Origin of the sequence: Priestia sp. 179-F W1.4 NHS (genome assembly GCF_045369295.1) — a bacterium.
Taxonomy (GTDB): domain Bacteria; phylum Bacillota; class Bacilli; order Bacillales; family Bacillaceae_H; genus Priestia; species Priestia zanthoxyli.
Genome location: NZ_JBIQFF010000004.1, coordinates 19872 through 37562, shown reverse-complemented (window position 1 = coordinate 37562; position 17691 = coordinate 19872). Strand labels below are relative to the sequence as shown.

Below are 17691 nucleotides of genomic sequence, written 5' to 3'. Positions count from 1 at the left end.
TCTAGAGACTATACATAAACAATATCAGTTGGTCTTTTTGGATCAGTATCACATAGAAGAATATTGTCCTCTACATTGATGTCTTTTTGTTGTAACACTTGTGCAACCGACATGCGGGCAATTTCCTTCATGTTATTGTCTTGACTCAAATGCGCCAAGTAAATGCGTTTGGTTTGATCTCCGATCACATCTGCCATTGCAAGCGCCGCGTCTTCATTCGATACATGTCCCACGTCGCTTAGAATTCGTCTTTTAATGCTCCAAGGGTAGCGCCCCATTCTCAGCATTTCAACATCATGATTGCTTTCAAATACGTACATATCGCTATTTTTAATCGTACCTTTCATGCGGTCACTTACATAGCCGGTATCCGTAATAAGGGTTAATTTTTTAGACCCTTGATGAAAGACATAAAACATAGGCTCTGCGGCATCATGCGAAACGCCAAAAGACTCCACTTCCAATTGACCAAACGATTTCGTTTGGCCAATTTCAAAGTGAAACTTCTGTTCCGTATTAATATTGCCGATCAAGCCATCCATTGCGTTCCACGTTTTTTCATTTGCGAAAATAGGGAGCTTATATTTACGTGCCAGAACACCTAGTCCTTTAATATGGTCACTATGTTCGTGAGTCACTAAAATCCCTGATAAATCCGGGATATTGCGATTTACTTGTTGAAAGAGAGCTTCCATTTGCTTTCCGCTCAGCCCTGCATCAACTAGTAAGGAATGTTCTCCATCACTTACTAAAATCGCATTTCCTGTGCTCCCACTCGCTAGCACGCTGAAATGCAGGCTCATTTATCTCACTCCAAATACTTATTTATTTCCTTTTTTAATGATCTGTCCTTCAAAGGCATTTACAAAATAACTTGTATCTCCATTTACAACAATGTGCCAAGTTGGTGCTAAAACTTGAGAATTTAATAACGGCAGATCAAACGTATAGTATCCAAACTCTACGTTTGTTACAGAATCTTTCTTTTTCAATTCATCCTTCAAAAACAAATTTTCCAATGCTTTTAAAGGAGACAAAACATCCTGCTCATCATCCAACGTTTTCACGGAACCTAGCATCGTTTGTTCATATGAAACAATTTCACCTTTATCATTTAAATGAGCAATGATCATGCCATTTTCATTGTCATAGATTTTGTGCTTCTTATATTGTTGAAAGAATGTAACTGTTTTTTTCTCTTTATTAACGTTCCATAGCTCATAATCCTTACCCGAGAGCACATATCGTTTCAAAAATTGACTTAGCTTTGCTTCGGGACTTTTCTCAGGCACTGAAAAAGGTTTGTCCAATACGCTTCGAATTGTTTTTTCCTCAAGCAGCGCTGCTTTTTGCTCTTTCAGCTTTTTTAAGTCTTCTTCTTTAAACAGCTTACTTTTAGCATTTAACGAAGAAGCTTCTTTCACATCTACAGGTAAATGTTTATATTCAATGCCTTCACTCGTTAATTGTTCTTCCACGCTCGACTCCACAAATAGAGAGTACTGATCTTCTTGATGAGTTTTAAAAATCTGATAGCCTAAGTAAATATTAAGAATCAAGAAAGTGAAAATAAAGATGGTTTTTGTTCTATTCCAATCCATCGTTATCGCCTCCTTCGGTCGGCGGTGCAATTCGATACCATTTGCTATTATAATAATAGAACCAAGAAGGAACGAGTTTGACAGAATTAGAATTAAACTCAACCGTCTTTTCGCCGGTTTTCGGCTGCTGTGACACTTCTTCTAGCTGATAGCCTATTGAAATATCTTTTAACAGATTCGGGTCAAAGTTTTGATGTTTTTCAATTAATTGAATCACCTTTTGAGATGACTGCAGCTTTTCTACACTCGAGTCCTGTACTCTTACAAAACGATAAAGAGGACGACGGTAATTTAAAATCTCCGCATTTCCCCATCTCTGATATATTTCAGTCATTCCCTGATTGCTGTACACTGGATAGTTATCTTTATAATAACGATAGCTAATTTCTTTTGTAATGCGATTCCAGCTGTTGAACCTGTAATTAGATTCTGTCCAGCCGCCGTGGTCATTAACGAAGCTAAAGCTGCGATTTATTAAATTATAATCTTCCATTACCTCGGTCGTGGAATTTACAAGATTCACATATTCCATCACATCTGTCTTCGTATTGACATTGATCACTTTTGTACCTTCAGTGTAGACATCTCGGTTTGTAGACGTTTCTTTCCGTGCATAGTCTGGGTTGTTAAAAAGCGCTTCTTTATATTTTTCAATATCTAAATGCCTCATGCTCGTATAGTAGACTTCACTATTCATCGTAATATTATTTTCCGGAAGGAAGATATACCGATTTTTGTTTTCTTTATATACAAGGCTCGGGGCATACGTACGCTTCATTTTATCTTCTAATTCTTTGATATCATCTTTGGCCAAATTCTTGACTGTAACCGAATAAATCTTTTTTTGCTCATAATTCACAAGATACACGCTCACGAAAAAGGAAGGTGTACGCTTAATTTTAATGAGTACACGGTCAAATGTTTGATTAGGCAAAGACGTTTGAGAAAATGAAAAAAGCTGTTGAAATGTTTTCAAAGGTAGCGCGTCTGGATACAGCACTTCAATAGAATTACTTCCATGGACATAATTTAAAAATCCATCAGGTGAAATAGCATCCGAAACGTCCGTCACATTCGAGAATTTCCACTTTTTCATTTCATTTACCCATTTGTTTACATCATCTTCATCGTGAGACATGTAGTGATTATCGTTTCGATGATAGAGAACTTCTGTTGGAAGAATATGATCTTCTATTTTACTTTTTGAACTCACTTCAACTTCCTGCAAATGTTGATTTTTTGAAATGATCTTATAAGAAGGCTGATACGTCCATATATGATACGTCATAATTAAACTGGAAGCGACGAGAACAACTAAGATGGCCGTTTTGATATGTTCATATCTCATTCCCATTCGTCATCATTCTCACTTTCAATCGGAAGAGTAAAGTAAATCGTTGTTCCTTTTCCTTCCTGACTATCTGCCCAAATGCGTCCATCATGTGCTTCAATAATTTCCTTGGCAATAGCAAGCCCTAATCCTGTTCCGCCTAATTTACGCGTTCGTGCTTTATCTACACGATAGAAGCGTTCGAAAATTTTAGCTAAATTTGATTTTGGAATTCCCATACCTTGGTCTTTAATGCTCACAACAATTTCATGCGTATGCTGAGCAATTGAAAATGTAATGGTTCCGCCTTCAGGTGAATATTTTATTGCATTGGAAATAATGTTATCTAATACTTGTGTAATTTTATCTTGATCGATAGCGACATAGATTGCTTCATTTGGCAAGTCGCGCACGAACGAAATACCTTGTTCAATTGTCATTTCAAAGCGATCAATGATGTAATGATAAAACTTTACAAAATTGATTGGGTCACGACTAAATCGGTAGTCTTGGCTATCTAGCTTAGATAATTGAAGCAAGTCGTTAACGAGACGAATCATTCGCTCTGTCTCCGTTTGCGTTACATTTAAAAATGTTGGAGCTAAGTCCTTATCTTGCCAAGCACCGTCTGCAAGCGCATCTAAATAACTGCGCATCGTTGTTAACGGCGTACGCAATTCATGTGAAACATTCGCTACAAATTCTCGGCGATCTTGATCAATTTTCTCCTGCTCTGTAATGTCATGCAAGACAATGATAATCCCGTTGATAAAACCGGTCTCTTTTTGAATAGCGGAAATGGTAGCTCGTAAAATAAAGGGATCCGATTTTGTACTAAAGTCCAAAATTAATGACTCTTGATTGGCAAGCAAGCTTTCAAACGTATGCGTTTCTTCAAGATCTAATAGGGAAACAACTGGATCAGACAAAACCGTTTCACGTGAAACATTTAGCATAGCTGCGGCTGGATCATTAATTAAAATTACTCTTCCCTTTCGATCCGTCGCAATAACGCCGTCCGTCATATGAGCTAATACCGAACTAAGCTTACGGCGCTCCCCTTCTGTCGTTGCCTGTGCTTCTTGAAGCTTTCTTGTTAAGTTGTTGAATGTGAGAGCTAGCTGACCAATTTCATCATATCCGTACACCTTAGCTTTTCTCGTAAAATTCCCTTTGGCCATCTCAAGTGCTTGTTTTCTCATTTCAGACATTGGACGAGTAATGGTCTGAGCTAAAAACACGCCTAAAATAGCTGTGATAAAAAGAGCAATCACCGTACCTGCCTTAAAGATCTGATTGATATTACTCATTTGATCGTAAACAGGCTCCATGGAAGCTGTTAAGTAAATAGCGCCTAAGATTTCTTCGCTAGACTGAACTTTTCCATTTTTATTAGTTGAACTTGATTGACTGGCACCTACTTTATCCTGTAAACGGATAGGCTGTATCATAACTCTGATTCGCTGCCCGCTTTGATCAACAAATACATTATCAGAGTTCGTTCCTGCTAACAACGCATTTGTAATCGCTAAATCATTAGTCTTTTTACCTATGATCTGTTGAGGATTTGAGTTCGATGTAGCAATGATTCTTCTATTTTGGTCAATGACTCTTACTTCAGAAATGTCATTCATATCATTTGAAGCTAAATTGGGTCTTGAAGCAAAATCTCGTAAAATAGTCTTTAAGTCTTCCTCAAGAGTGGGTGAATCATCATCACGATTTTTCACCATTTCTTGTCCAATGTTATACGTCAGCAAGTCTGTCCGCTCTTGAAGAGACGTTCGAAAGTTGTTAACTAATTCTTTTTCTAATTGTCGTGCAAAATAGACCCCAATAATTTGCATCGCAATTAAAATGAGCAGCACATAAATCAATACAAACTTTAAATGAATAGATTGCAGGAGCCTTACTTTCTTCATCTAAAATTACTCCTGCTCTGGGCTGCGTAAATAATAGCCTACTCCACGTCTTGTTACAATCCACATTGGATGGCTTGGATTATCTTCAATTTTTTCACGTAATCTTCGAACTGTTACATCTACCGTACGCACATCACCAAAATAGTCATAACCCCATACAGTTTGAAGCAAGTGTTCACGCGTCATGACTTGTCCAATGTGCTTCGCTAAATAATGCAGCAGCTCAAATTCACGATGAGTCAGTTCAATCGTTTCTCCGCGCTTAGACACAATATAAGCATCTGGATGAATAACAAGTGCTCCAATCGTAATTTCATTCGTTTCACTTTCTTCTGTTGGAACAGCTACCTGCTGATGTCTACGTAAATTAGCTTTTACACGTGCTAATAATTCACGCGTACTGAACGGCTTAGTTACATAATCATCTGCACCTAATTCTAGACCTAAAACCTTGTCAATTTCAGAGTCTTTTGCTGTTAACATGATAATGGGCATATCATATTTTTTGCGCACTTCTCGGCAAACTTCCATTCCATCTTTCTGAGGAAGCATAATATCTAATAAAATCATTTCAGGCTGTACTTCTTCCACTTTTTCAAGTGCTTCTACGCCATCATAAGCACAAAATACTTCGTAACCTTCTTTTTGCAAATTAAACTTTAAAATATCTGCAATCGGCTTTTCGTCATCTACGACTAAAATACGTTTATCCATGATCATCGTTCTCCTTTATTAGTTGAAGCAAAATATAAAAGATAGTATTCATACTGTTTGAATACCGTAATTTTATTATACTTGATAACCCTTGAAACGTCACAAGTTCATCCTCTACTATACATGAAGATATATGATTTTCAACCATCTCTAAATACAAAAGTAATATATTACCATAAAAGAGATGCAAAGCAAATAACGTTTTCTTTTAAATGTAAATAAAAGAAAAAAGCATGACTTTAAATAAAGTCATGCTTTTTGATGGCTCGGGACGGAATCGAACCGCCGACACAAGGATTTTCAGTCCTTTGCTCTACCAACTGAGCTACCGAGCCAAAATGGCGGTCCCGACGGGAATCGAACCCGCGATCTCCTGCGTGACAGGCAGGCATGTTAACCGCTACACCACGGGACCTCAGTCTATATGCTATGTATTAAAAATATTAAAAATGACCCGTACGGGATTCGAACCCGTGTTACCGCCGTGAAAGGGCGGTGTCTTAACCGCTTGACCAACGGGCCACGTTGTAACAAAAGTGAGCCATGAAGGACTCGAACCTTCGACCCTCTGATTAAAAGTCAGATGCTCTACCAACTGAGCTAATGGCTCATGTTATATCTCTTAGCGACGCTTATTATAATAACATGATATTTCATATAAATGCAATAGTTTTTTTAAAACTTTCTTTTTATTATTGAGCTTTTTTTAAAAATCTTGTTAAAAAAGCACCAATTATAAATAAAAAAGGTTAGCTCACGAAGAGCTAACTCTTTTTATTTAGCTATATACACCACGTAATACATTTGTTTGTGTACGATCTGGACCTACAGAGAAAATAGATAAAGGAATACCTGTTAATTGAGACACGCGCTCTAAGTAGTGGCGAGCGTTATCAGGTAACTCATCTAATGTTTTCACACCCGTGATATCTTCTGTCCAACCTGGAAGCTCTTCATATACAGGTTCGCATTCTGCAAGTGTTTTTAAGCTAGCAGGGAATTCTTCCATAACTTCCCCTTTATAACGGTAAGCTACACAAATCTTTAATGTCTCAATTCCCGTTAATACATCAATTGAGTTTAAAGATAAGTCTGTGATTCCGCTAACGCGGCGAGCATGACGTACAACTACACTGTCAAACCAACCTACACGGCGAGGACGACCAGTTGTTGTACCGTATTCACGTCCTACTTCACGGATTTGATCACCGATTTCGTTTGTTAATTCAGTTGGGAAAGGACCGTCACCAACACGAGTTGTATACGCTTTTGATACGCCTACAACGTGTTTGATCTTAGATGGACCTACACCAGAACCAATTGTTACTCCACCCGCTACTGGGTTTGAAGATGTAACAAATGGATATGTTCCTTGGTCGATATCTAACATAACACCTTGTGCGCCTTCAAATAGTACACGACGTCCTTCGTCTAACGCATCATTTAATACTACTGATGTATCAACAACATATTTTGCAACTTGTTGACCATACTCATAGTACTCATCTAAAATTTCTTCTAATGTAAAGCCTTCTACTTCATACATTTTTTCAAGAAGGCGATTCTTTTCAGCTAAGTTTTGTGTTAATTTTGCTTCAAATACTTCACGGTCTAGTAAATCGGCAATTCGAATACCAACACGTGCTGCTTTATCCATATAAGCTGGTCCAATACCTTTTTTCGTTGTACCAATCTTATTTTCACCTTTACGTTCTTCTTCAACTTCATCTAATTTTAAATGATATGGAAGAATCACATGAGCTCGGTTACTAATACGTAAGTTTTCTGTTGTTACACCGCGATCATGTAAGTATTTTAATTCTTGAACAAGTGCTTTTGGATCAACAACCATACCGTTTCCAATTACACACGTTTTGTCATTATAAAAAATACCTGAAGGAATTAAATGTAACTTATAAGTTTCACCATTAAACTTAATTGTGTGACCTGCATTGTTCCCACCTTGGTAACGTGCAATCACTTCTGCATTTTCTGATAGGAAGTCTGTAATCTTCCCTTTTCCTTCATCTCCCCATTGTGTTCCTACTACAACGACTGAAGACATATCTTAAGCACCTCCGCTTAGTAAGCAACAGCTCACTACGACATAATTTAACCATGGATAAGTGTATCAATTTATCACACTAAAGTCAATTAAATCCGAACGATTTAACAAAAGTTATTACAAATATATCGTATTTTGCGGAACGAATGCGATAACAATAAAATAAAACCTCTCATATTGAGAGGTTTTATGCACCAGGCGGCACTCCTGCGTCATCAAAGCGCCGCTCGAGATTAACGAATTTATTGTATTCTTTTACAAAGGCAAGCTGTACGGTTCCAACTGGACCGTTACGCTGCTTAGCTATAATAATCTCGATAATATTTTGATTTTCTGTGTCTTTTTCATAATAGTCTTCACGATATAAGAAAGCTACGATATCGGCATCCTGCTCAATACTTCCGGATTCACGGATATCAGACATCATCGGTCGCTTATCTTGTCTCTGCTCTACGCCACGGGAAAGCTGTGATAAGGCGATAACAGGAACTTCTAATTCACGGGCTAAAGCTTTTAACGCACGCGAAATTTCAGATACTTCCTGCTGTCGGTTTTCTCCGCTTCGTCCATTACCTTGAATAAGCTGTAAGTAGTCAATTAAAATCATCCCAAGTCCGCCTTCTTGTTTCAAGCGACGACACTTAGAACGAATTTCACCTACTCGAATACCCGGTGTATCATCAATATAAATCCCTGCATTGGACAAAGATCCCATTGCCATCGTGAGCTTTCCCCAGTCATCGGCTGTAAGCGAGCCTGTACGCAGCCTTTGTGCATCAATATTTCCTTCGGCACACAGCATCCTCATAACAAGCTGCTGAGCACCCATCTCTAAACTGAATATTGCTACGTTCTCATCCGTTTTCGTTGCAACGTTTTGCGCAATATTTAAGGCAAAAGCCGTTTTACCTACCGATGGACGCGCCGCTACAATGATTAAATCATTTCGCTGGAACCCTGCTGTCATTCTATCTAAATCACTAAACCCAGTTGGGATACCTGTAATGTCACCTTTTCGATTGTGAAGAACTTCGATATCATCGTACGTTTGTACAAGTACATCTTTGATATTTTGAAACACACCGCTGTTTTTACGCTGTGCTACTTCTAAAATGTTTTTTTCCGCTTCATTTAATAAAACTTCCACTTCGTCTTCCCTTGCATATCCTTCTGAAGCAATATGCGTTGCAGTACGAATTAGACGGCGTAAAATCGACTTTTCTTCTACAATTTTACCGTAATATTCTACGTTTGCAGCCGTTGGAACAGAGTTAGCTAAATCACTTAAATACGATACGCCGCCAACTTCTTCTAGGATTTTTTGGTCAGCTAATTCAGACGTTACCGTTACCAAATCAACCGGTTCACCTTGGTCAGAAAGTTTCAGCATACATGTAAAGATTTTCTGGTGCGATGCCCGATAAAAATCTTCAGGTATCAGCAGTTCAGATGCTAAGGTTAAAGAAGAAGGCTCTAAGAAAATGGCCCCTAATAGCGCTTGCTCTGCTTCAATATTCTGAGGCGGAAGACGATCAGCAAAAAGATCACTCATATTTCTATGCCCCTCTTATATTCTTTCAGTATTTTCTTTCATCATAAATGTTGGCGCGAACAAATACAAGTCCGCGCCAACCCTTTATATTATTTACTTATTTCTCAATCGTACGTTTATTTTTGTTCAGTCACGTGTACCTTTACAGTAGCCGTTACTTCCGGATGTAATTTAACCGGTACATTTGTGTAGCCTAATGCGCGAATGGCATCATTTAATTCAATTTTACGCTTATCTACTTTAATTTTGTGTTTTTTCTTTAATTCTTCAGCAATTTGTTTGCTTGTGATAGAACCGAATAAACGGCCACCTTCACCAGATTTTGCTGTTAATTCAACTGTTAGTTCTTCAAGAGTTGCTTTTAACTCTTTGTTTGCTTGAAGTTCTGCAGCTGCATCTTTTTGCTCTCTATTTTTTTGTGCTTCTAATACCTTCACATTACCGCCTGTAGCTTCAACAGCATAACCATTTTTTAATAAGAAGTTATGTGCATAACCATCTGAAACATTTTTCACTTCACCTTTTTTGCCTTTTCCTTTTACATCTTTTAAGAAAATTACTTTCATGATTTTTTACCTCCATCTAAGTACTCATCAATTGCTTGTTTAAGCCTTTCTTCAGCTTCATCCAAACTAATGTCTTGAAGCTGAGTAGCAGCATTCGTTAAGTGGCCTCCGCCTTGGAGACTTTCCATAATAACTTGTACATTGATATCTCCAAGCGATCTAGCACTAATGCCAATTAGATTATCCCGTCGCTTAGAAATAACAAACGAAGCAACCACTCCGCTGATTGAAAGCAGCGTATCTGCAGCTTGCGCGATTAACACTTGATCATACATTTTGTTCGGTTCAGCGCGTGAAATGGCAATACCCGCTGTATAAATCTCTGCATGTTCAATGAAGCGTGCTCGCTGTACATATTGCGTAATATCTTCTTTTAAAAACTTTTGAACAAGAACCGTATCTGCGCCTTGAGAACGTAAAAAGGACGCTGCATCAAACGTACGAGATCCCGTGCGTAATGTAAAGCTTTTTGTATCGACAATAATACCGGCTAAAAGCGCTGTTGCCTCTAGCATATCAATTTTAAATCGTTTTGGCTGGTATTCAAGAAGCTCAGTAACGAGTTCTGCTGTCGAGGAAGCATATGGCTCCATATAGACAAGAAGAGGGTCTTCGATAAAGTCTTCTCCTCGTCTATGATGATCAATGACCACGACATTTTCAATACGATTTAATAACCTTTCTTCAATAACGAGCGACGGCTTATGCGTATCTACTACTACTAAAAGAGTATCATCACTCACAAGATTTAAGGCTTCTTCAGGCGTAATAAATCGTTCCCACAGGCCTTCTTTCTTTTTAATCTCTTCTAGCATTCGCTGAACACCTGTATCAATATGATCAGGATCTAATACGATAAAACCGTCTTTCTGATTTACTTGCGCTACTTTTAATATCCCAATAGCAGCTCCTACAGCATCCATATCCGGATACTTATGACCCATGATAATCACTTTTCCACTCTCTGTAATGAGCTCTTTTAACGCGTGAGAAATAACTCTGGCACGCACGCGCGTCCGTTTTTCCATTGGATTAGTCTTGCCGCCAAAGAATTTCACTTTTCCATTCGGCTGTTTAATCGCTACTTGATCTCCACCTCGGCCTAAGGCCAAATCCAAGCTAGATTGAGCTAAAGCACCTAGCTCAGGTAAATCAGCAGCACCAGCTCCGATACCAATGCTCAATGTAAGCGGTATATTTTGTTTAGACGTCTCTTCTCGAACTTGGTCTAAGATAGAAAATTTGCTTCGCTCTAAATGAATTAAGATTTGTTCATTCATAATCGCAATAAATTTCTCAGAAGACGTACGTTTAATAAAAATACCGTATTCTTGAGCCCAACTATTTAACATAGAAGTTACTTGGCTATTCAAGTTACTTTTAACTTGATCATCCATTCCTTGCGTTAGTTCATCATAATTATCTAAAAAGATAATGCCTAAACTTGTTCGTTCTTCCTCATACAATTTTTCGATTTCTATTTGCTCTGTAATATCAAAGAAGTACAGTAAGCGCTCGTCTCGTTTAATCACCACTTTGAATTTCCGATCATGCAACGTGACGACTTCTGTTTCCACTTCTTGTTTGATCAGTGGAATAATACTCTCTGCCACATCGTATAATGATCTTCCCACCAGTGTGTCTTCACCGAGACAAGATGCTAGAAAAGGATTGGTCCATTCAATTTGATATTCATCATTAAATAGCATAATCCCAATCGGCATTTCCATTAATGCCTCTTCGCCTACTTTTTTCAACCGATGAGACAGCATTGAAATATAGGTTTCAAACTCATCGGACAGCATTCGCTCCATTCTCATGTATAGAAAAAGACAGGCTAATAGTAATATAAAGCCTATCATTCCTATGATCCAATTATGATAGGTCACGATACCTACTAAAATCAGGGCTATACTATACAATGAGTAAAATGGATAGCGAATGACGTTCTTTTTTGTAAAGACAGGCATCCATTTCAGCTCCTACTTTTTTAAGTTCCACAATATCTACTTTTTTGTGTCTAATTGTTTTCTTAAATTAAATCCTAAATCAATTATACCTAAGATGCGCACAATTTGAAGGATAATTGGAATAATTAATGCTAAAATTGTTACAACAATTGGAATTGCTTTGGCATACCCTTTTTGATGTGAGAAATAGAAAATAAAAGAGATCCCTTGTAACACGACTAGCATTTGCAACAGTGCAAGCATATTTAAAATTACAATATACATGAAAGATCCTTGTTCAAAATTAAACATAGGAAAAGTCAGTATTAATGCAATTAAATAATACCAAAGAATACTTTTAGGTAATTTTAATGTACGAATAGGAGGAAATTTTTCCACTTCATGACCTAAACGCTTTAATATAGGTGCAGCTATAGCCTGAGTAATTAGTGAAAATACTGCACCTACGACTACCAAAAATGTTGGGATTATATATTTTAACATGGAAATAGAGTCTTTTGTTCTTTCAATTTGCTGCTGACTTACACTCCGACCTAAGCTTTCCGATAACTTTATACTTCGATCGATAGACTCATTCACTGTAGTGGCCCATTGATCAGCCGATAGATTTATATGTAATAACGAAATAGTTAACACAAACCATAATAAAAATCCAAATGCGAAGGCAATGGTACCTCCTAATAAAGTAATATACCTTGACTGCTTTTTAGCATAAAGTACACCTATCATTGTTCCCCCTATTCCAAATATAAAGGTAATAGGTAATGCTTTTAACGTTCCAAACAAAACAGTCAGTAAGACGGCTACGATAAAAAAGAGGACAGATTTTCCGAATCCATGTCTCATAGTAAAAACGATAAAGGGTACACCTAATACGAAAGCCAAAACCACTCCCAAAAGAGGTACATAGAGGGACGCTAACATCAGCGCTACAAACAGCGCTAAAAGAGCTGCTCCTTCTGTAATATATCGAATTCCTTTCACAACTTCACCTCGTTGATATAGACTATTATTTATTTTATCGATTCAGTTCATAAGAAGCAACTATTTGACAAAAGAGCACCTATGTAATGTAAAAAGAGGCAGTAAGGGAATCCTTACTGCCTCTTTTTATACCGTTCATTATTCACCAGAAACATATGGTAATAATGCCATTTGACGAGCGCGTTTGATAGCGATCGTTAATTTACGTTGGTATTTAGCGCTTGTTCCAGTTACACGACGAGGTAAAATTTTACCACGCTCTGAAACGAATTTTTTAAGCATATCTACATCTTTGTAATCGATGTGAGTGATGCCGTTTGCTGTGAAGAAACAAACTTTACGACGTCTGTTGCGTCCACCTTTACGTCCACCTGCCATTTTGATACGCCTCCTTCCGCTTAAAAGTTTCTATAAAATTTTATACTCCGGATAATCTACTGCGAATTAAAACGGTAAATCGTCATCAGAAATGTCAATTGTCTCGCCATTATTTGCAAATGGATCATCATCAACGCGAGTATAACCTTGATTACCTGAGTTACGGTTCTGATTATCTCCAAATGGAGAGCCTTGTCCAGATCCTCCAGTGTTAGCAAAGTTACTGCGTTGCGTATCCCCACCGCCACTTTTCGGCTCTAAAAATTGCACACTTTCCGCTACAACTTCCGTTACGTATACACGACGACCGTCTTGTCCTTCGTAACTGCGAGATTGTAGTCGACCATCAACACCAGCTAAACTTCCTTTTTTAAGGAAATTGGCTGCATTTTCAGCCTGACGACGCCATACAACACAGTTGATGAAGTCAGCTTCACGTTCACCTTGCTGATTTGTAAATGTGCGGTTTACCGCTAAAGTGAATGTTGCAACCGCTGCTCCACTCGGGGTATAACGTAATTCAGGATCTTTGGTTAAGCGTCCTACGAGAATTACGCGATTCATCATCAGAACCACTCCTTAAGGAAATAAAACCCATTTATTTAAACGTTTAATTATGCTTCTTGTTTAACAACGATATGACGGATAATGTCTTCGTTGATTTTCGCAAGACGATCAAATTCAGAAACTGCTTCTGAAGTAGCCGCCACGTCAAGAATCATGTAGTAACCGTCACGGAAATCATTGATTTCGTATGCTAAACGACGTTTACCCCATTCTTTAACATTTGCGATTTCAGCACCATTATCAGTTAATACGCCGTTGAAGCGCTCAACTAATGCTTTCTTTGCTTCGTCATCAATGCTTGGACGGATGATGTACATTACTTCATACTTTCTCATCACTGTCACCTCCTTTTGGTCTAACGGCCCGAAACGGGCAAGGAGCAATAAAATATTACTCACGAATTAAAATTATAGCACACTACCCTAGGCAAAGCAATATGCATTGCGGGCTGTTTCGTAAATATACGCTAATATTTTCGCCAACGATAAAAGCCGAAAGAAGATATCTTCTTTCGGCTTTTAATCTTATACGTTAAAGCGGAAATGCATAACGTCTCCGTCTTTTACGATGTATTCTTTTCCTTCTAAACGTACTTTTCCAGCTTCACGAGCTGCTCCCATTGTTTTGGCAGCTAATAAATCCTCGTATGATACCGTTTCTGCACGAATAAATCCACGTTCAAAATCTGTATGAATAATACCTGCACACTCAGGAGCTTTCATACCTTGTGTAAACGTCCACGCGCGTACTTCTTGCTCACCAGCTGTAAAGTACGTAGCTAATCCAAGTAAATCGTACGCTGCACGTACAAGCTGATCTAGACCTGACTGTTCAATGCCTAGTTCTTCAAGGAACATTGCTTTTTCTTCTCCTTCAAGTTCAGCAATTTCAGATTCAATGCGTGCGCAAACAACAATTACTTCTGCACCTTCGCTTGCCGCATACTCACGCACTTTTGCTACATATTCGTTAGCAGATGCATCGGCTACTTCATCTTCAGCAACGTTTGCTACATAAAGAATAGGCTTAATCGTTAGCAAGTGAAATTGTTTTACTAATTTCATTTGTTCTTCTGTAAATGATACAGCACGAGCTGGCTGATCACTTTCAAATGCATTCTTTAGTTTCTCTAGAATTTCATATTCATACATTGCTTCTTTGTCTTTTTGTTTAGCCATTTTTTGAACACGGCCAATACGTTTCTCTACCGTTTCTAAATCTGCTAAAATCAACTCTAAATTAATTGTTTCAATATCTGAGATAGGATCTACTTTTCCTGAAACGTGCGTGATGTTTTCATCTTCAAAACAACGCACAACGTGACAAATCGCATCTACTTCTCGAATATGAGATAAGAATTTATTTCCCAATCCTTCACCTTTACTAGCACCTTTTACGATTCCAGCGATATCTGTGAATTCAAATGCTGTTGGGATTGTTTTTTTAGGTTTTACAAGCTCTGTAAGTTTTTGAAGACGATGATCAGGTACTTCTACGATACCTACGTTAGGATCAATCGTACAGAAAGGGTAGTTCGCAGATTCTGCGCCCGCTTGTGTAATTGCATTAAATAATGTTGATTTTCCAACGTTAGGAAGACCAACAATTCCAGCTGTTAAAGCCATATATTTATTCACTCCTCTTTATATATCCGAAACAAGTTAACCTGTCACAATTATAGTGAGTCAACTTTTGAAATACAAGTTTGATAAAGAACCTTTAACCCCATGGGGTTAAGGTGCCTCATTTTGTCCCACCTTACAGTATAAGGCATAAACATAGAAAATGCATGAGGTTATTCCTCATGCTTTACAAGAATTTTTTTCATTTTACGTGCAAAATCACGTCTTGGAATCATTACGCTATGGCCGCAGCCTTCACATTTAATACGGATATCCATTCCCATTCGAATGATTTTCCATTCATTTGTACCGCAAGGATGAGGTTTTTTCATTTCCACAACGTCATTTAAACCAAATTCTTTTTCCGTCATCAGCTCTCTCCTCCTTATGTCCCTTTCAACGTCGACGAATGCTGTGCTTCTTCTGTACGATTATACATAACCATACGTGGAAATGGAACTTCAATTCCATGTTCATTTAGCCTTGTACGCACTTCTTTACGAATCATACGAGAAATATGGAAATGTCTCATTGGTTTTACTTCGCTTGTAATCCTCATTGTAACTTCAGTTGCATGGATATTTTGAACCCCCAGCAGTTCAGGCGTTTTCACCATATCTTCATAGCGACTTGGCAATTCTTCTAACAGGTCTAAAATCACTTGTTCTGCTTTTTGTATGTTTTCTTCATAAGAAATGCTTACATCAACGAAAGCTACGCTGTTATGTAACGAAAAATTAGTGACCTCCACAATACTGCCATTGGGCAAAATATTAATTTCGCCTGTCCAACTCTTAATCTTCGTGGTGCGCAACCCAATTTCTTCCACAGTTCCCTCGAATGTTCCTACTCGAACATAATCCCCAACGGAGAACTGATCTTCAAAGATAATAAAAAATCCCGTGATAATGTCTTTCACTAAGTTTTGAGCACCAAACCCTACTGCGAGCCCTACGATTCCAGCCCCCGCTAGCAATCCACGGACATCTACCGATAATGTTTCTAAAATCATAACTCCCGCAACGAAATAAATGGCATAAGAAAAAATATTTTGAAGCAAACGGACCATCGTAGCTTCTCGTCGCTCAGAAATACGCAGAGGGCTATTTGTGCGAACCTCTACAAATTTATTTAACGCTTTCTTTCCAATCCGAATTAAAAACATGGAAATAAGTAGAATCAACAGAATTTTTATAAATCCCTCTCCAATATGTGCCCACGTTTCTTCTTGAAAAAATGGCTCAAACACGTTCTTAAAAACCGACTTCAACGAATTCATACTACATGTAGCTCCTAACGTAACATAATCTGCATATGAGAAAGTTTTAACCTATTGTAGCAAGTTTCTACGAACTTTTGTAGCGATTTCGAAATGGATACAACAGAACGGCTGTTACTAGAAATAAATTGACGATTCCATACATTGGATACAAAACGGCAATCAAAGTAGAAAACCCTACCTTTGTAAAGGGAATCATTAAAAGTAGCCAGCAGGCTGCCAGTTTCCAAAGAGATTGCACCTTTTCAGTATGAAAACGCGCGGTCAATCCTAAAATTCCCGAAACGGCTGTCGTATAAATTGCGATAAGCAAAACAATGCTCATTAAAAACGTCATCATATAAGGAAAATCTTTAAGAATAGCGAATAATGGAATTTCATAAGAGGAAAGAAGCCCTGAAACTTGAATAAGTGATTCATTATAAATAAAGGAGAGACCTCCTAATAAAAAACCACTGCCAACACTTGCAATATAAATCTCTTTTTTGCTTTTAATTTCCTTTCCAATTGTAGATAATACCGCGACGAGAGGAAGAATATTCAAAGCCGTAAAGGTAAAAGCAGCAGGCCAATTATGCTGAAGATGCCAATTAGTTACTCCAGGATGACGTAAAACAAATGTAAGAAGTACGCCAGCTAGTCCAATCATTAAGATTGGCATAACGAAAGAATTGATAGAAAGCAGTCCACTTAATCCTCTTGAAAAAACAAAGACAATCAACGCACTAAGAGCACCAATTCCCCACCAGTAAGGAACATGCCACATTTCCAATGTCGCCCCGCCGCCTGCGATCATAATCACCGTCGTCGTAAACAAATAAAAAACGATTAAAACGTCGTAGGCTGCAGCCCATTTCTTTCCTATTAATTCAATTAGTACTGGGTAAAATTGATTGGTTCGATAGCGATAGCTGATTTGCATAATCACATTGCAAGAAATCGCAAAAATAATAGAAAATAGAAAAATAGCAAGTCCGCTTTCTTCGCCAAAAAACTGCCATAGCTCTCTCCCTGAAGCATATCCAGCGCCTATCATGGTTCCCATAATTAAGAATATCCATTTACATCCTGCTCTCCACATCGATTTTCCCCCAATCTATGAAATATATGTATAGAATCTTCAAAATCTTCGTATACTGTT

General features: G+C 38.0%; 17 protein-coding genes and 4 tRNA genes. All 21 read right to left on the bottom strand.

Annotated elements, in window-relative coordinates; translation table 11 throughout:
* Window positions 1-8: 8 nt before the first annotated feature.
* Window positions 9-803 (bottom strand): MBL fold metallo-hydrolase, encoded by a 795-nt coding sequence (locus ACH0CI_RS18780; RefSeq protein WP_013059903.1) that lies wholly within the window; start codon window positions 801-803, stop codon window positions 9-11.
* An 18-nt stretch (window positions 804-821) separates the two neighbouring features.
* Window positions 822-1601, bottom strand: a complete 780-nt coding sequence (locus ACH0CI_RS18775; protein ID WP_406902078.1) for a two-component system regulatory protein YycI — start codon at window positions 1599-1601, stop codon at window positions 822-824.
* A complete protein-coding gene (locus ACH0CI_RS18770; RefSeq protein WP_406902077.1) occupies window positions 1588-2955 on the bottom strand; it encodes a YycH family regulatory protein in 1368 nt (455 codons plus the stop codon). The genes ACH0CI_RS18775 and ACH0CI_RS18770 overlap by 14 nt, the downstream gene beginning before the upstream one ends.
* On the bottom strand, window positions 2946-4853 hold the full coding sequence (gene walK, locus ACH0CI_RS18765; protein ID WP_033580358.1) for a cell wall metabolism sensor histidine kinase WalK: 1908 nt from the start codon (window positions 4851-4853) through the stop codon (window positions 2946-2948). The genes ACH0CI_RS18770 and walK overlap by 10 nt, the downstream gene beginning before the upstream one ends.
* 6 nt (window positions 4854-4859) lie before the next feature.
* Window positions 4860-5567, bottom strand: a complete 708-nt coding sequence (yycF, locus tag ACH0CI_RS18760) for a response regulator YycF (RefSeq protein ID WP_013085552.1) — start codon at window positions 5565-5567, stop codon at window positions 4860-4862.
* 262 nt (window positions 5568-5829) lie between these two features.
* Window positions 5830-5902 (bottom strand) — tRNA-Phe (locus ACH0CI_RS18755).
* A gap of 4 nt (window positions 5903-5906) precedes the next feature.
* Window positions 5907-5982 (bottom strand) — tRNA-Asp (locus ACH0CI_RS18750).
* 35 nt (window positions 5983-6017) lie between these two features.
* Window positions 6018-6089 (bottom strand) — tRNA-Glu (locus ACH0CI_RS18745).
* 15 nt (window positions 6090-6104) lie between these two features.
* Window positions 6105-6177: transfer RNA gene (locus ACH0CI_RS18740), tRNA-Lys, on the bottom strand.
* Between the two features lie 168 nt (window positions 6178-6345).
* The gene (locus ACH0CI_RS18735; RefSeq protein WP_013085553.1) at window positions 6346-7632 is read right to left on the bottom strand and encodes an adenylosuccinate synthase; all 1287 of its coding nucleotides are present in this window, start codon (window positions 7630-7632) and stop codon (window positions 6346-6348) included.
* Window positions 7633-7819: 187 nt separating this feature from the next.
* Window positions 7820-9184 carry a replicative DNA helicase gene (gene dnaB, locus ACH0CI_RS18730; protein ID WP_013059909.1) on the bottom strand — a complete coding sequence of 455 codons (1365 nt, stop codon included), beginning with the start codon at window positions 9182-9184 and terminating at the stop codon, window positions 7820-7822.
* A 116-nt stretch (window positions 9185-9300) separates the two neighbouring features.
* On the bottom strand, window positions 9301-9750 hold the full coding sequence (rplI, locus tag ACH0CI_RS18725; protein ID WP_013059910.1) for a 50S ribosomal protein L9: 450 nt from the start codon (window positions 9748-9750) through the stop codon (window positions 9301-9303).
* Window positions 9747-11720, bottom strand: coding sequence for a DHH family phosphoesterase (locus ACH0CI_RS18720; RefSeq protein WP_025752414.1), 1974 nt, complete (start codon window positions 11718-11720; stop codon window positions 9747-9749). The genes rplI and ACH0CI_RS18720 overlap by 4 nt, the downstream gene beginning before the upstream one ends.
* Window positions 11721-11756: 36 nt before the next feature.
* A complete protein-coding gene (locus ACH0CI_RS18715; RefSeq protein ID WP_048021652.1) occupies window positions 11757-12704 on the bottom strand; it encodes a YybS family protein in 948 nt (315 codons plus the stop codon).
* 138 nt (window positions 12705-12842) lie between these two features.
* Entirely contained in the window at window positions 12843-13082 is a 240-nt protein-coding gene (gene rpsR, locus ACH0CI_RS18710; RefSeq protein WP_013059913.1) for a 30S ribosomal protein S18, read from the bottom strand.
* 66 nt (window positions 13083-13148) lie between these two features.
* Window positions 13149-13649, bottom strand: coding sequence for a single-stranded DNA-binding protein (gene ssb / locus ACH0CI_RS18705; protein ID WP_013059914.1), 501 nt, complete (start codon window positions 13647-13649; stop codon window positions 13149-13151).
* A 47-nt stretch (window positions 13650-13696) separates the two neighbouring features.
* Entirely contained in the window at window positions 13697-13984 is a 288-nt protein-coding gene (gene rpsF / locus ACH0CI_RS18700) for a 30S ribosomal protein S6 (RefSeq protein ID WP_013059915.1), read from the bottom strand.
* Between the two features lie 189 nt (window positions 13985-14173).
* Window positions 14174-15274: a redox-regulated ATPase YchF gene (gene ychF, locus ACH0CI_RS18695; protein WP_028411917.1), complete on the bottom strand. Its 1101-nt coding sequence runs from the start codon at window positions 15272-15274 to the stop codon at window positions 14174-14176.
* Between the two features lie 170 nt (window positions 15275-15444).
* Window positions 15445-15642 (bottom strand): DUF951 domain-containing protein, encoded by a 198-nt coding sequence (locus ACH0CI_RS18690; RefSeq protein WP_013059917.1) that lies wholly within the window; start codon window positions 15640-15642, stop codon window positions 15445-15447.
* Between the two features lie 14 nt (window positions 15643-15656).
* Window positions 15657-16550, bottom strand: coding sequence for a mechanosensitive ion channel family protein (locus ACH0CI_RS18685; RefSeq protein ID WP_028409761.1), 894 nt, complete (start codon window positions 16548-16550; stop codon window positions 15657-15659).
* Window positions 16551-16617: 67 nt separating this feature from the next.
* On the bottom strand, window positions 16618-17631 hold the full coding sequence (locus ACH0CI_RS18680) for a YkvI family membrane protein (protein WP_028411916.1): 1014 nt from the start codon (window positions 17629-17631) through the stop codon (window positions 16618-16620).
* Window positions 17632-17691 lie beyond the last annotated feature (60 nt).